This is a genomic window from Candidatus Bathyarchaeia archaeon (assembly GCA_035283685.1).
Taxonomy (GTDB): Archaea; Thermoproteota; Bathyarchaeia; order Bathyarchaeales; family Bathyarchaeaceae; genus DATETJ01.
Map to the genome: position 1 here is coordinate 64,702 of DATETJ010000002.1, position 15,198 is coordinate 79,899.

The window sequence follows — 15,198 nt, forward strand, 5'->3', positions numbered from 1 at the left end:
GACCACCTTTTTCAGCCTCTCTCAGTCATCTTCTTTGATTTGGCAAGCTCCTCAGGCGTCACGGTGCTCACGATGTCTTGCATGTCCTTGATCTTCGACGCGAATCTTTCACCTTCAGCCGCGCTTATCCAAGCCAACTGGAGTCGGTTTTTATCCAATCCGAGTCGTTCCATCTTTTGCCACAAGTGCTCTACACGCTTCTTGGTTTGATGGTTGGCGTTGATGTAATGGCAATCGCCAATGTGACATCCAGCAACCAGCACGGCTGCGGCTCCACGGGAAAAGGCATGCTCAACAAACTTTTGGGCGACTCTGCCGGAGCACATGGTTCGAATTATGCGCACGTTAGTGGGATATTGCATGCGGCTCACTCCAGCGAAATCCGCGCCTGCATAACTGCACCAGTTACAGCAGAAAGCCACAATCTTCTCGTCAGCATCAACTTTGGTTGCAGCGTCGATCTGCGCGAAAAGCTGGGTGTCAGTGAAGTGACGCATAGTTATGGCGTTAAAGGGGCACTCAGCACTGCACGTGCCGCAGCCTGAACACGCGGCTTCAATGAGCTTAACTTTTCTCTTTTCTGGAATCGGCGCAATGGCGTTGTAGGGGCAGACTTTTGCACACAGTTGGCAGCCTGTGCACTTTTCTGTAAGTAGTTGAGAGGTTATGGCTTCTAGTGTAATTTTGCCTTTGGCCATCAAAATGCCTGCTCGAGCTGCTGCGGCGCTTGCCTGCGTTACGCTGTCCTTAATATCTTTGGGTGATTCGGCGCAGCCAGCGAGAAAGACGCCTCCTGTTGGCGCGTCTACAGGTCGAAGTTTCGGATGAGCTTCCATAAAGAACCCGTCTGGCGTACGCGACAAGACGCAGAGGCGTTGTACGATGTCACTGTCTTGGCGGGGTTCCAGCCCTGTAGACAAGATGACCATGCCCACTCTGGTTTTGAAGACTTCTTTGAGCAGTGTGTTTTCGCCGACAAGCCACAAGTCGCCAGTTTTCTTGTTTTCAACTACTTCTGTGGGCAAACCTCTGACGAATAGTACGCCTTCCTTGCGTGCACGTTGGTACAGGTCTTCGAAGCCTTTACCGAGCGCTCTAATATCAACGTAATAAACGTAGATCTTGGTGTCAGGCCAATGCTCCTTGATGAGCAACGCGTCTTTTATGGTGTTCATGCAGCACACATTGCTGCAATAAAGGTTGGCGTTGTCAGAGCGGCTGCCCACGCACTGCACAAAAGCCACGGAATCAGGAGTCTGCATGTCGCTGGGTCGAATTAAGTGTCCGCCTGAAGGGCCGCCGGCATTGATTAAGCGTTCAAACTCCAACGAAGTAATCACGTTCAGGTACTTGGTGTAGCCGTATTGAACCAGTTTTGTTGGGTCAAAGACGTCTGCGCCTGTGGCAACGATCACGGTGCCTACGTCAAGTTCAAACGTTTCGGGTTTCATGTTGAAATCGATGGCTTTTCGTTCACAGGCTTTGAGACATTTGTCGCAGACAATTACGTTGTCTTTGTTCAAGCAGAGATTGCGGTCGATGATGTAGGCTAAGGGCACGGCTTGAGCAAACGGCGTGAAGATAGCGTGGCGCGTGGCCAAGCCAACGTCAAACTCGTTGGGCGCTGTAACTGGACAGACTTTGGCGCATTCGCCGCAGGCAGAACAGTCTTTGACGACGAATCGGGGTTTCTTCAGGACTTTGATTTTGAAGTTGCCGATATAGCCCTTGACTTCCTGGATTTCGCTGTTTGTAAGCAACTCGATGTTTGGGTGTCTGCCCACATCCGACATTTTCGGCGCTAGAATGCATATGGAACAGTCCATAGTTGGAAAAGTCTTGTCCAACTGCGCCATTCTGCCGCCTATGCTGGGCTCCTTTTCAATAAGGTACACTTTGTAGCCTGTGTCAGCCAAATCTAAGGCTGCTTGGATGCCTGCTACGCCTCCGCCTATGATCAAGGCTTTCTGGGTTATGGGCACCGTGATTTCTTCTTGAGGTTCCAGCAAAGAGACTTTGGCTACAGCCATTCGCACCAAGTCTTTGGCTTTTTCCGTGCCAGCTTCCTTCTCGTACAGGTGCACCCAACTGCAGTGCTCACGGATGTTAGCCATCTCAAACAAGTACTTGTTCAAACCAGCCTCTTCGCAAGCTCGCCTGAAAGTTGGTTCATGAAGCCGCGGAGAACAAGAAGCAACGACCACTCGGTTGAGTTTCTGTTCCTTAATGTCTTTTTTAATCAGTTCTTGACCTTGATCGGAGCAAGTGTAACGATTGTCTTTAGCTAGTACGACATGCGGCAGAGTTGCGGCGAAATCTGCCACTGCCTTGCAGTCAACGCTGCCTGCTATGTTGAGTCCGCAGTGACAAACATACACACCGATGCGCAGGTCATCTTTCTGCTTGGCTGGTTTGTTCTCAGCTGTAGTTATGCTCAAACTTGTTTCCTTCCTTCCACAATTGGCTCTTCTTGAGCCGTCTTTGCGTCTCTCAAATAACGGTCGATTTGATCGGCGGCTCGCTTCCCGGTTAGAACTGCCTCGATAACTGTTGCGGGTCCGGAGACGCAGTCTCCGCCTGCGAAAACGCCGGGCATACTGCTTTCCGCATTGAAGGGTTCAACGGCTATTGTGTTGCCTTCGCTGACTTCGACTTCCTTAGGTAGAAAAGAGAGGTCTGGAGCTTCGCCGATCGCCAGAATTAACGTGTCCAAGGGAACGGTGAACTCTGAGCCTTCAACAGGCTTGGGCGATCTTCTTCCCGTTGCGTCTGGTTCACCAAGCGTCATCTTGACACATTCAACGCTGTTGACGCGTTCATTTTGCCCAAGAATTCGTTTGGGCGCTACTAGGAATTGGATCTTTACACCCTCATGCTCGGCTTCTTCTATCTCATATGGGTTGGCGGGCATCTCATCCCTTGATCTTCGGTAAAGAATACTTACTTTTTTGGCTCCAAGCCGAACCGCAGTTCGCGCTGAATCAATAGCTACGTTGCCTCCGCCGACGACTGCCACCCGCTCGCCCACGACAGTTTTCTTATCGCAATTGGCTTGTCGCAGGAAATCGAGGGCGTCCCAAACGCCTTTGAGGTTTTCATTTTCGACACCGAGTCTCCTCGTCTTGTGGGCGCCCGTTGAAACTAATATGGCTTTGAAGCCCTGTTGCCACAAGTCGTTGAAGCTCAGATCGCTGCCAACTTTGACATTGGTTTTGATCTCAACGCCCATGTTTTGAATGCGTTGGATTTCGGCGTCAACATATTTCTTGGGCAGTCGAAACTCGGGTATGCACTGTCTGAGCATCCCGCCTGCTTGAGGTGAAGATTCGAAAACCGTAACTTTGTAGCCTTTTTCGACCAATTCATGTGCAGCTGTGAGTCCGGCTGGTCCGGCGCCTAAGACTGCTACCTTTGCGTTTGGCACTTCGGCTTCAGTCTCATGCATGGGTTTTTTTCTTTTACTTGTCACGTGCGTGTCAAGGTCTTCCAGCATGTTTTCGAGATGAACTCGTTCTGGATGGAGGCATACGTATCCGAAAGAAGTCGGAAACGGGATTTCTTGGCTTATGATTTCTAGGGCTCTGTCGAATCCTTCCAACTCGCCCTGTTCTTTAGCTATTTGTCGCACTGAGAGGAGGATTTCAGGCAGTTTGACCTTTTGTGGGCAGTGGCGGTAGCAGCGGTAGCACCAAGCGCAGAGCCACAAAGCAGGGTCTTTTATGGCTTCTCTTGGGTTGTGATAGATTTTTTCAACCAAGATACGTGGATTGTAGTCTTTTGGCAGCAGCTCGCTCATGGGACAGCTGGCGGTGCAAATTCCACATTCAAAACAGTATTTTAGCTTTTCAGCATCTAAGAAGTGTTCTAGGACTTCTTGGGGAATCGGCGTTTTTTCGGGTTTCAAGAGCTGTCCTCCAGTAGACATGGGCGGAGTCCAAGATATAAAAGTTTACAAATGTAAAGGTCTGTTCAAGAGTGGCAGATGCGTGGCTCTTCAAAAAGCCTTATAATTTTCCTCGTGATGTGCCTTAACATTATCTCAGGGATAGGCGTCTTACCTATGAGTGATAGTGTGGTTATTCGTGTTGAAAACTTGGAGAAAAACTATCAGCTGGGCAGGGTTCTCATACCTGCTCTACGAGATGTGAGTTTTGTTGTCAACAAAGGCGAGTTTACAGTGGTCATGGGGCCTTCGGGCTCAGGCAAGACGACTCTCCTAAATCTCTTGGGATCTATAGACAAGCCTACACGCGGTCAAATCTTCATTGATGGCAAGGACATTACCACTCTGGGCGAGGGAGAACTCACAAAACTTAGACGACACAAGATTGGCTTCATCTTCCAGTTTTATAATCTAATTCCCACCTTGACAGCGGCGGAGAATGTGGAATTGCCTATGTTGACGGCGGGCATTTCTCGGAAAGAGGCATCAAAGCGAGCTCTTCACTTGCTCGAAACAGTGGGACTAAGAGAAAGGGCAGAACACTTACCAGACGAACTCAGCGGCGGAGAACAGCAACGAGTAACAATAGCTAGGGCTTTAGCTAACAAGCCCAGTGTCATCTTAGCCGATGAACCCACAGGCGACCTCGACACCAAAACGGGCACCGAAGTTGTTAAAGTTCTCTATAACACCGCAAAGGAGCACAATACCACAGTCGTTGTTGTAACTCACGACCCAATCATAGCCGAAAAAGCCGACAGGCTGCTTAACATGAGAGACGGACAAATCATCGGCGAGAAGAGAGTAAAGGAGCACCTGAGCTGATGTCTCTTAGATTGGCTGCTCGAAACATTATGAGAAGAAAGTCCCGCAACATTCTAACCTTAATTGCTATAGTGCTGGGAACATCTCTCTTAGTAGGTGTAAACATAGCCTCCACCAGCGCTCTGGCAGAATACAGGCTCTACCTCAATCGCTTCTGGGGAGGAACCGACGTGATGATTCGTTACGCCACTCCACGACCATTCGAAGACGCCAACCTCACAATTGTAAGTCAGACCGAAGGCGTAGAAAAATACGCAGCTCGACTGTACTGGACCGCCCTCCTAAACAATGACACCAAGAAGATCCTCACAATCACGGGTATAGATGTGCAAAACGACATCGACTACCAAGATTACAACATAACCGGTTCAGCAACCATAAATGGACGAAGCATCGTCATCGGCGGCAATGCAGCAGAAGATTATGACATAGAAATTGGACAAACAATCAACATCACCACATTGGTCTATGAAAGCCAAAGCTGGAATCGGACCTACGAGTTGTCAGTTATAGGCGTCTATCATGCATCACCACCATTGAAGTCCTTTGAGATTTTAACCGATCTAGCCACCGCTCAAGACATGGCATCGCTTGAGAACAAAATAAGCAACATATTCGTGAAAGTTAAGGACTCGACTAGAACAATCGAAACCAGAGATTTGTTACAAGAGAAACTGGGCTTTGAGTTCGAGGTTTTGGCACCGAAGACTGAGGCGCAACAGACCATTCAAAGTCAACTACAAGGTTTTCAGATAGGCCTCAACATAATGATTTTGGTTGCTCTTCTCGTATGCGGGTTCCTCGTGTTTAACACCATGTTTATGTCGGTAAAGGAACGAACCTACGAGATAGGAGTTTTGCGTGCTGTCGGCACATCTAGAAGGCAAGTTTTCTTCGTGTTCATTCAAGAAAGCATTATTTTAGGAGTAACTGGAACTGTTATAGGGATTTTCGCCGGACTCCTGTTATCGAATCTTTTTGTCTTGATTCTTGAAGAAGCGTTTCGAGGATTGAGGATAACAGCCATGGTTCTTACACAAGAGGCTGTTGTTTTGGGATTTCTAGGAGGACTCTTGATGGTTGTGGGCGGATCTGTCTACCCGTCGGTCTCAGCTTCGAGAGTAAACATCCTCCATGCCTTAAGACCTGAGATGAGAGTTGGAAGGAAGATTCCCGACCTCGCGTTGTTGACTATCGGGTTAGTCATATTCTTAATGGGCGTTGGTCTCAGTCTTCAATGGTTTCCGTTTTCAATGCCTTATGTTGACATGTTCCTCGTTCCCGTCGGACTCATTGTGTCAGCCGCCATTGCTGTGAAAAGGACAAGTGGAGTGGTGTTGAAACCTATTACTCTAGCGTCTGCTTGTATGGGCGTGATTCTGGATAAAAACGTGAGAAGAAAACTTCTAAGAAACGCTGTCACCATTGGCATGATTGGAATAAGTCTCAGCTTCACAATCTTGATGGGAGGCGTACAAGTTGGAATCGTCCAAGCCGTAGAGAACAGCGTTAAAGAAGCCCTTGGCGCAGACATAATGCTCATCTCGAACCAGACAATTCCAATCAGCAGCCTTAAGGCCAATCTCACTGAAATGGCACAGATCGAAGCCGTGACTCCCTTCAATATCTACTGGAGAGGAACAACCAAAGCATTCAATGGCGAAAACCAAACGACTGTAGCAGTTTTTGCCATAGAACCTGAAACTTTCAACGATGTCATAAAGTATCAGTTTGTTGATTCACCTTCACCTGAGGAAGTGTTCCAGAAACTTTCCTCCAACAACGAAACTCTGATTCTCCCCGACACTTTAGCTACAAGACTAAATGTGGAAGTTGGCGGCAACCTGACTCTTATTACTTTAACCTCTGAACCAAAAAACTTCATTGTTGCAGGCATATTCACTGGCGCAGCCTTGCAGTGGATCAGCTTTGGTCCTCGCCCGATGTCTGAATCTATAGTAATATCTTTCAAAAGTGAGGCGACTTATTTTTTTGGAGTAAATGCAGCTGTGTTTTTCTTTGTTAACCTAAAAAGTGATTACAAACAACGAGCTTCTGAAGTTGTCGAAGAAATTGACAAAGCATATCCTATGTACAATTTCAATGAACGCTCTCTCACACTTCAGAACTTACTCGTAAACGTCAGGACACAAGTGGACCGGATTTTCTCCATCTTCTCGCTCATGCTTTATTTCGCTATACTCATTTCAACCCTTGGCATAACCATTGTTATGATTATGAACGTGACAGAAAGACGCAGAGAAATCGGTCTCTTACGGTCGCAGGGAATGAGCCGAGGGCAAATCTTGGGCATTCTGCTCTTTGAAGCCGTTTTCTTGGGCTTGGTGGGCTTTCTAGTAGGCCTGCCAAGCGGGCTCCTCCTACTTACAAGCGTAACTAACTCCACAATGGCAGTTGGATTCTTGCTGCCCTTCATAATCCCATGGACTGCGATAGGACAGGCGCTTGTCTTCTCAATAATTGCTTCATTGACTGGCGCCATTTATCCAGCCTTAAGGGCCTCCAGAATGAACATCACTAGAGCTCTACAACAAAGATGAATGAGAAGGATGTCAGAAGTTGGAGTAAACCATTGGGCAGCAATGGCTTCATGGTTCATTGAGTTGTTTTGGACTCGAGGGTTTCAGGCTCTGGCTTGGCGAAGTCCTCTTTTTCGAACACGTTCTTGAGTTGTTGTTTCATGGTTTTCAGATCGTGGCTTAAGCCGAAGTAGTCAGCGAAGAACTCGGTTGTGCGCAGGACACGGCTTCTTCCTGCGCGCTCTCTATCTATGAGATTCAAGTCAGGAGAGGGTTAGTATGAGTGTAGAAAAAATTTTCGTGGTGAAAGTTAGACTTTTCAGTTTGTGTCTTGGGCGCTGTTTTTGTTTCTGTATGGTGGTTGTGGGTCTGTTTTCGTTGGTTTAGCGTGTTGTTCTATGTTGTTTAGCGTGGAGTTTCATGTTGGCATGCGTGAAGTTTGAATGTTGCTGGAAGTGTGGGTTTGGATGTTGGTTTGAAAGTGGTACATTTGCAGACTTAGCCTAGTCTTTCCTAGCAGCTTTACGAATTTGCGAATTGGTAAATTTCGCTCTGTTTTATCAGCGGCGAGTTGGCGTTTATCCCTTAGATTTGACCAAATCTGAGATGCGGCTGACTAGGATTCACGATGGTGTTGGGGCAAAGGCTCGGAAAACTGTCATCGAGGCTTCTGATGAGCCGCTTTTGATTGCGGTTGAGAATTTGAAGAAGGGCATGATGTTCACGATGAGCCAGCTTAATTCGAGACGGGTTCTGCCTAAAAGAAGTTGCGGTGGTTAAAAGCCCTCACGAGACAGGTTGAAGCCTTAGTCAACGTGGTTGAAGCGCTCCACAACATTGGAAGCAAATTAGCATCGGATGCGGACCTTGCGACTTTTCTATCTTCTCTAGAAAAAGAGTTTCCAACGCACCCGCAGACGCCATCACTGGGCTCTGCCACTACGGAATGTCGCACTGCAATGCGCCGAGCCTCTGTCGGCATAAACGGTACTAGTTCTAGCATCTATGCCACAAAAGAAAGAGAAAACGAACCGCACGTATTCACCGCAGAATAAGAGGCATGCTACGTTGTCTTCGGTTGAAGTTTCTCTGGCTCTGCTTCGTCCAAATCCTCTTTCTCAAAAATGTTCTTGAGCTGCTGCTTCATAGTCTTGAGGTCGTGGCTTAAGCCGAAATAGTCGGCGAAAAACTCTGTCGTGCGTACGAGTCTGCTTCTTCCCGCTCGCTCGCGGTTTATGAGATTCAACTCCTCCAACTGCTTAACATGGCCGTAAGCGTGTTGCCCACGAACATCGATAACTTGTTTCTGCGGAAGCGGCTGACGATACGCTATATAGGACAACGTTTTCAACGGACCCACCGACAACAAGGGGCGCAAAGCCAAACGCCGCACTTCAGGCGTGTACTCTGCCTTCAACTGCAGCACGTAGCGTTCATCCTGCAAGGCTAAGATCTCTATCGCTGTATCCCTAGTTCTGTACAACTCTATGAGTTTCTCAGCCGTTCTCTGAACCCTCTTTTTCGAGCGTGTCTTGAGCACCGACGCCAGTTCTCTCAAGTCGAGCGGACGCCCAGCTACATATAACGCGGCTTCGAGCAACGCCAAGTCTCGCTTCTCCACCTTATCTTCTGCCTCAGGCTTCTCCTCGGGTTTTTCTTCTTGCAACATTTTTTTCCTAGATAACTCCAACCATTGGCTTTTCCGATGTTGCCCCAGTTGAGAGCGTGATATAGATATCAGTCAGGTTTTCATCTTGCCATAACGAGACATCGCCTTTTTGAGCGAGAAATAGGAGCACAATGAAGGTTTTGATTGCCTCAAGCTTGTTTAGTCCTTCAATGATTTTTGAGAAGAGCGCAACTTTGCCCTTGACAGCATTCTTGAGCAATGTTTGAAGGAGTTTTTCCATCTGTTTTTCGATTTCCATCAAGTATATGTTTACAGGTGGCAGAATATCAGGAGGTGTGGGAAGAATCGGTGTGGTTCTTGGCTTCAATGCAAATAGGCTTTCGCCTTTTAGAACCTCGTCGAGAACCTTCAGCAGTTCTTGTACGGTTGTTGAAGTCAGTTCGTAGCGGACAGGCAGAAACAACGGGGGAGGGATGTTGTCCAGAGGCATTCTTGGAGGCGCAGGAGGTTCTTCCAACTTCAGTAACAACTTCGACTTCATGAGAAGAATTGTGGCGGACGAGTCTAAGGCGACTCCAGACGCCCTGAAATCTACCTCTCCTCTTTTCTCCATTTCTTCAAGGAAGGTTGTAAGAAGAAAGGCGATGCTGATCTCCCATGGTCGCAGGTTAGCTAGTTTATGTAGTTCAAAAAGGATGTTCCATGGAGGCGTGAAGAAAAAGGGCTTCTCCTTGGTTTGAGCCTCAGTCATTTCCTAGGCTGCCTCTTTCTTGAATGTAGGCGACACAACGTGGGACACGCCCTTATGCTCATAAATGCCATACACGCGCTCAGCCTTGTTCGCCATCTCGGGTTTCAGCGTTATGACAATGAACTGTGACCGCTTCGACTCCTCAACCAATAACTCGCCCAGCTTAGCCACGTGAAAAGCGTCCAAGTGAGCGTCAACCTCGTCGAGCAAGTAGAAGGCCGCTGGCATGAAGTCTTGGATGGCGAAGAGAAACGCTACAGCCGCAACTGATCTTTCACCGCTACTGGCTCCGCTTACCAGTATAGGCGGTTTGCCTGGAAACTGGACCACCATGTCGATGCCGCCGGAGAAAGGCTCTTCAGGGTTCTCAAGCTTCAAGGAAGCTTCGCCGCCGTCGGTTAGTTTGACGAAATATTTGCTGAAGTTGTCGTTGATTTTATGGAAGGCTTCCATGAACACGTGACGTTTTTTGAGTTCAATTTCATCCATGAAGGCAACGATTGACTGCTTCTCCTTTTCCAACTCGTTCATGCGAATTGAAAGTTCTTTGTAACGTCCAATCTGCTCGTTATAGTGCACCAAAGCCAACTGGTTAACTGCGCCTAAGCGTTCCAGTTCAAGTCGCATCAGCCTCAACGAGGCTTGAGTTGCCTCTATCTGCTCAAGCCTAATGGTCAGAGGCTCAGCGTACCCGTAATCATACAGCTTAGCTTTGTACTGATCCAGTTGAAGCTGCAAGGTTTGGTGGTTGAGTTGAAGCTGATTGAGCAAGCGGTCAGCATGCTCGTATTCGCTGTCCAGGCGCTGCAGTTGCTTATCGATGTCATCAATTTTGTCAGTGAACTTACTCGACTCTTTCTTGGCAGTCAAAACCGAGCGTGTTAGCTCTTCTTTTGCGGTTTCCAGTTTCTTCAGTTCATTTTCTACGGTTATTTTTTCTTCTATGGCTACTTTGACTTCTTCTTCAATTTTGGTGAGCTGGTGTTCAACCTTTCTAATCTGGATTTGTGCGTTGGTGTATCCGATTTTGAGAACGTTGTTAAGCTTTGCTTGGGCAGTGTTCAGTGAGGATTCTACGCCGCTCAGTCGCTGTCTCTTTTCGACGAGTTCGTCTCCTAGTTTGCCGCGGATAATCTCTAGCTCTTGAATGTGTGAGGGGTCAACCTTGCGTCTTAGTCCAGCGAGTTCGCCGCGAAGTTTTTGCATTTCCTTGGTTATGGCGTCGCGTTGAGCCTTTTGAACGCCGATTTCAGTTTTCTTCTTTTCAAGTCGGCTTCGAATAGCCTGAATGTTCCACTCGATTCGACGCACGTTGCGAGCAGTGGTCTTGGCGTTTCTCTTCAGTCTTGTGATCTCGTTTTCCAACGTGACTGTAGCTTCCGTTAGACGAGCAGTTTCCTCTCTGGTTTTATTCATCTCCTCCTGCAACCCTGTCACATCGGTGCCTCTTTTAGTCAGGTGTTCACGAAGGGTCATGACTGCGTCTTCCAAGCTCTTTATGGCGTTTTCTCGCGGGATAAGCGCTGAAAAGTCGATTGGCTCGCGGTAATATCCGCCTTCTAACGCGCCGCCCGCCTCGTAGAGATCGCCGTTCACAGTTACACTTCTGTAACCTTCCTTACTCGCGGTTAGTGCTGCTTTACCATCCTTTGCAACTAGAGTGTCGCCAAGAACATAGGTTACCGCTGGCTCGTACTGCTTGGAATACCTGACAAACTGTGAGGCTGCACCGCTTACACCGTCGATTCGTGGTTGACGAACCGGTTTAACGTCCATCAGTTCTCGCAACGGTATCAGTTTTATTCTGCCCAGTTTGAGGCGTCTGAGCGTTTCCGAGCATGTGAACGCGGTTTCGATGTCTTTGACTATGATCGAGTCCAGCCAGCCAGCTGCTGCGGCTTCAACCGTGCTTTCAGTGCCTCTTTCAGTCTTTACTAAGTTTCTTAATCGTCCAAGCACGCCCGGGATTACGCCGAGTTCACCCATCTCCTCAATGCTTCTAAGCGCCATTTCTTGGCTGGCAACGGTTTCCGCAAGTTCACGTTGGGTTGCGAATTCAACAACTGCTTCACGCGCTGAGTCTGCGATTCTCCCAGCGTCAGCAATTTCGTGTTCAACCGCTCCCTTCTGTGAAATACGGCGTTCCAGCGTCTGCTGCAATGATTTGAGTCTGGCCTTCTGCTCGTTTTGCACTTGGTTTAGGTCAGCTAAGGATTTGTTCAGTTCATTGAGACTGGATGCAAACCTCTGTTTGCGAGTTGTGAAATCCTCAAGTCGACGTGAGAACATTCGCATGATCGTCTGGCTTTCAGCAAAGGCGCTTCTAAGCGAGATGAGGTTCTGAGAGAGTTTATCCAAGCGTTGTTCGATTTCTCTGACACGTTTGCTGTTTTCGCCCAAGCTTGCCCATAAATCAGCGGTTTCCTTCACTAACAAGTCGTGTTGAGTTTGTTTGGCAACAACTTCCTTACTCAAACGGTTGTATTCTCGTTTGAACAACCCGACATTTTTGCGGTTTTCTTCTAACTCGTTGTTGATTGCTTGGAGTTGTTGTAGGCTGTTCTCCTTGACTTTCTTGAGCCCTTCAAGGCTTGCAGAGCTGGCGCCGATTTTTGTTTTGAGTTCCGTCAGTTTTGATTTTGTTTCGCCGATTTGGATCTGAACTTCAAGAACTCGGGTGCCGCCTTCCTCAACTGATTCTGAGCTGAGTTTTCTCCATTCCTTCTCAATCAAGTGGCGCTGTCCGCGCTGCTCCTCCCGCATTTGTTTCAGCTTTTCGACGCGGCTTGTGGCGTCTTGAGTCTGTTTCGACAAATCGGCGATTTTGGTCTGAGCCTCGCCTATGTCGTAGCTGATTCGCATGGCTTCAAGTTTTTTGACTTCGTTTTGTATGAAGCTGTGGCGCAGGAGCTGGTTGCGTTCTCTTTCAAGATCATCGACGCGTTTTTGAACTTCATCTATTCTGCCTGTGGCAGTTTTGACCTGTATCTCAGCTTGACGTAGTTTGTCTTCAGCCTCGGCTTTTTCAGCATCGTATTGTGCAATGCCAACCATGTCATCGATGATTCTCCGTCGGTCAGGAGGCGCTACCTCAGCCATCTTTGTTATCGTACCCTGAACCACAACATTGTGCCCAGAAGGACTTATGCCCACCATGGACAATGTATCCACAAGGTTGGCGCGTGAGATCCGTCTACCGTTTAGACGATACACACTCTGTCCGTTGCGGTAGACTTCACGTGAAATAGTCACCGTAGCCGTATCAACAGGCATCCTACCATCAGAATTGTCAAACTGCATGACGACTTTGGCGGCTTTCGCCTTCTCCAGACCAGCTTCCGGCGAACCGTGAAAAACAAGTTTACCAAAATTCTCAGCCCTCAGCCTGCGCGAACTGAGTTCCCCTAGTGCAAACAGAACGGCGTCCATTACGTTTGTTTTGCCGCTTCCATTCGGTCCTGTTATGGTTGTGAAACCTCTCTCTAATAGGATGGAAACGGGTTTACCAAAGGTTTTGAAACCTTTGAGCTCGATCTTTTTCAGATGGGGCATTTTCTACTAAGCGCCGTCCTCGACCTCTCTTGCTGCGATCCCTTATCTCAGACTGTCCAGTCGAATTCCGTTCTAGACAAACTTTCTATAATAAATGTCATCATATGGGTTTTAACTGTTGCGCAAAATTTTGCGCTCACCTAGCTTTTCTCCGTTGAAGCTTTTCAGCAGTTTTCTGTATAAACGACTTGATCATGTTTTCGTCGCCGTACACAAGTATATATCCGTCTGGCTGGATTTTGGTTGATACTCCGCATTCAGCGGCAATTTTCTTTATTTCGCTCTTGGGTGTCTCGTTGGAAACCTGAACTCTGAGCCACTTCTGATCTTTTGGGGCGCCTGAAACGAATTTCGACGATGGTTCAAACGGTTCTTCTTCCCCTATGTGTGTGGCTTTTCTGGCTTCGCGGAGTTTCTGCAGCCAGAGTTCGGCGAATTCAGCGCTGATTCTTTGGTGAGCCTCGAAAATTAAGTATGATTCGACGTTGCCTAAGTACAGTTCAATAGATGGGACGTTTTCTTGGTGAGTTGGGTCGGCTTTCAAGACTTGTATGAGGGTTTTGGCTGCGCGCAGGTCTTCTATGACATTCGCGGGAATGGTTTCTCCGCGTTTTCTGAATTCAACTATGAGTGAATCCAAGGTTTTCCAGATGTTGTCGTACCTCATGTTTGTGCCTCGACATTTCTGTATTGGGCTCTTTTTGGTAATTAAGCTTCTTTCTAGGTCATGTTTGTCTAGTTTTCGATTCGTCGATGAGCCAGAACGTCATCAACGTGCATGGGATCGTGACTAGGAATGAGAGTATGAAAGGCAACATCGGAGAAACATACTCGTACAGGAAGCCTCCTGCTAAGCCGCCTATAGCCATGAGTGTATACGTTATGAATTGGCTGCATCCCACCTCTTTTCCTCGAAGCTCTCTGGGCACTAGATCAGCTTCTAAGGCTTGATACGCAGCCGCAAACAAAGCATTGCTAGCTCCGAAGAAGAAAAAGGCAACATAAAGCATGGGCAGGTTTCCCCATATAAAGAGCAGTGGATAGGCACCGAGGAGTATCCATGACGCTAGGAGGGGTCTCTTTCTTCCAATAATGTCGACGAGTTTGCCTGATGGCAAGGCTGTCAGAATCATAGAGGCAGTGAACCACATCATGAGTAAGGCCCAGCTGAACTCGTCGATGTGGAGTATATCTTTGGCATAGACTATCAGATAGGAGAACGTCATTGCGAAGATGAAGCTTGACAACGCATTTGTGAGGAAGAGGTGGAACATTGAGCGCGGCAGGGTTTTCCACACGTTTAGGCCTTCTTTGACGGCTTTGGGATATTCTTTAACGGCGCTTGCTAGGGTGGTCTCTTTGTCTCTGATTTGCAGGGTCTCTGTAAGCCTGATTCTGAGAACTGCGGCGACAAGGTAGAAGCCAACCACTATTACGTAGGCTATTCGCATGCTCGGTATTAGTCCATATTGAGCAAACAAAACGGCGGCAACCGCAGGTGAAGCAACCGATGCCAAGTTATTGACAAACATTGCCACTGAGAATCCAATGCCGCGTTTTTCCGGAGGCAGCGAATCGGCGAGAATAGCTGCAAGTGCTGGTTGATAGATGAGAAAAAGGCTTGACAGCGCAAAGCCCAGTAAGATGAAGTGCCATGACAGGGCAAACGCGAAGACAAGGTTGCTTAGAGCCATTCCAAACGTGAAGGTTACTATGAGTCCTCGTCGACCGTGCTTGTCTGCCAAATAGCCACCGGGAAATTGCACCAGCGCCAAGGCGAGAAATGAGACGAAATCTATTATTCCAATGATGAAGGGTGTGCCTCCAAGCCCAAGAACATACAGGGAGTAGTAGGTGGAGGGGATGGCGCCCGCGAAGTTCATCAATAGCCAACTCATTATCATCACGAGTACGTTACCGCGCAGAAACGAAAATTCATTTTTTAGTTTTGAGCATA

The 15,198-nt window shown here is 48.0% G+C and carries 11 protein-coding genes; 3 read left to right on the forward strand and 8 right to left on the reverse strand.

The window, feature by feature from the left end; translation table 11 throughout:
- Positions 1–11: 11 nt before the first annotated feature.
- A complete protein-coding gene (hdrA2, locus tag VJ249_00410) occupies positions 12–2,438 on the reverse strand; it encodes a CoB-CoM heterodisulfide reductase HdrA2 (protein ID HKZ93029.1) in 2,427 nt (808 codons plus the stop codon).
- Complete coding sequence (locus VJ249_00415; protein ID HKZ93030.1) at positions 2,435–3,904, reverse strand: FAD-dependent oxidoreductase; 1,470 nt, start codon at positions 3,902–3,904, stop codon at positions 2,435–2,437. The genes hdrA2 and VJ249_00415 overlap by 4 nt, the downstream gene beginning before the upstream one ends.
- Before the next feature lie 156 nt (positions 3,905–4,060).
- Here VJ249_00415 and VJ249_00420 point away from each other — a divergent pair, with 156 nt between their 5' ends.
- Together VJ249_00420 and VJ249_00425 are read left to right on the forward strand one after the other, a co-directional pair.
- A complete protein-coding gene (locus tag VJ249_00420) occupies positions 4,061–4,768 on the forward strand; it encodes an ABC transporter ATP-binding protein (protein ID HKZ93031.1) in 708 nt (235 codons plus the stop codon).
- Positions 4,768–7,329 carry an FtsX-like permease family protein gene (locus VJ249_00425; protein HKZ93032.1) on the forward strand — a complete coding sequence of 854 codons (2,562 nt, stop codon included), beginning with the start codon at positions 4,768–4,770 and terminating at the stop codon, positions 7,327–7,329. Before VJ249_00420 ends, VJ249_00425 begins: the two co-directional genes overlap by 1 nt.
- A 55-nt stretch (positions 7,330–7,384) precedes the next feature.
- Here the strand turns inward: VJ249_00425 and VJ249_00430 are convergent, their stop codons facing one another.
- Positions 7,385–7,570, reverse strand: a complete 186-nt coding sequence (locus VJ249_00430) for a hypothetical protein (GenBank protein HKZ93033.1) — start codon at positions 7,568–7,570, stop codon at positions 7,385–7,387.
- A gap of 329 nt (positions 7,571–7,899) precedes the next feature.
- Between VJ249_00430 and VJ249_00435 the strand changes: the two genes are divergently transcribed.
- Complete coding sequence (locus tag VJ249_00435) at positions 7,900–8,088, forward strand: hypothetical protein (protein HKZ93034.1); 189 nt, start codon at positions 7,900–7,902, stop codon at positions 8,086–8,088.
- 283 nt (positions 8,089–8,371) lie between these two features.
- Here the strand turns inward: VJ249_00435 and scpB are convergent, their stop codons facing one another.
- The 5 genes from scpB to VJ249_00460 form a co-directional block, all read right to left on the reverse strand.
- On the reverse strand, positions 8,372–8,977 hold the full coding sequence (gene scpB / locus VJ249_00440; GenBank protein ID HKZ93035.1) for an SMC-Scp complex subunit ScpB: 606 nt from the start codon (positions 8,975–8,977) through the stop codon (positions 8,372–8,374).
- A gap of 7 nt (positions 8,978–8,984) precedes the next feature.
- Positions 8,985–9,689, reverse strand: a complete 705-nt coding sequence (locus VJ249_00445; GenBank protein ID HKZ93036.1) for a segregation/condensation protein A — start codon at positions 9,687–9,689, stop codon at positions 8,985–8,987.
- A 3-nt stretch (positions 9,690–9,692) separates the two neighbouring features.
- Positions 9,693–13,241, reverse strand: coding sequence for a chromosome segregation SMC family protein (locus tag VJ249_00450; protein ID HKZ93037.1), 3,549 nt, complete (start codon positions 13,239–13,241; stop codon positions 9,693–9,695).
- Between the two features lie 136 nt (positions 13,242–13,377).
- Positions 13,378–13,908, reverse strand: a complete 531-nt coding sequence (locus VJ249_00455) for a DUF2096 family protein (GenBank protein ID HKZ93038.1) — start codon at positions 13,906–13,908, stop codon at positions 13,378–13,380.
- A 58-nt stretch (positions 13,909–13,966) separates the two neighbouring features.
- On the reverse strand, positions 13,967–15,124 hold the full coding sequence (locus VJ249_00460; protein ID HKZ93039.1) for an MFS transporter: 1,158 nt from the start codon (positions 15,122–15,124) through the stop codon (positions 13,967–13,969).
- Positions 15,125–15,198: the final 74 nt, after the last annotated feature.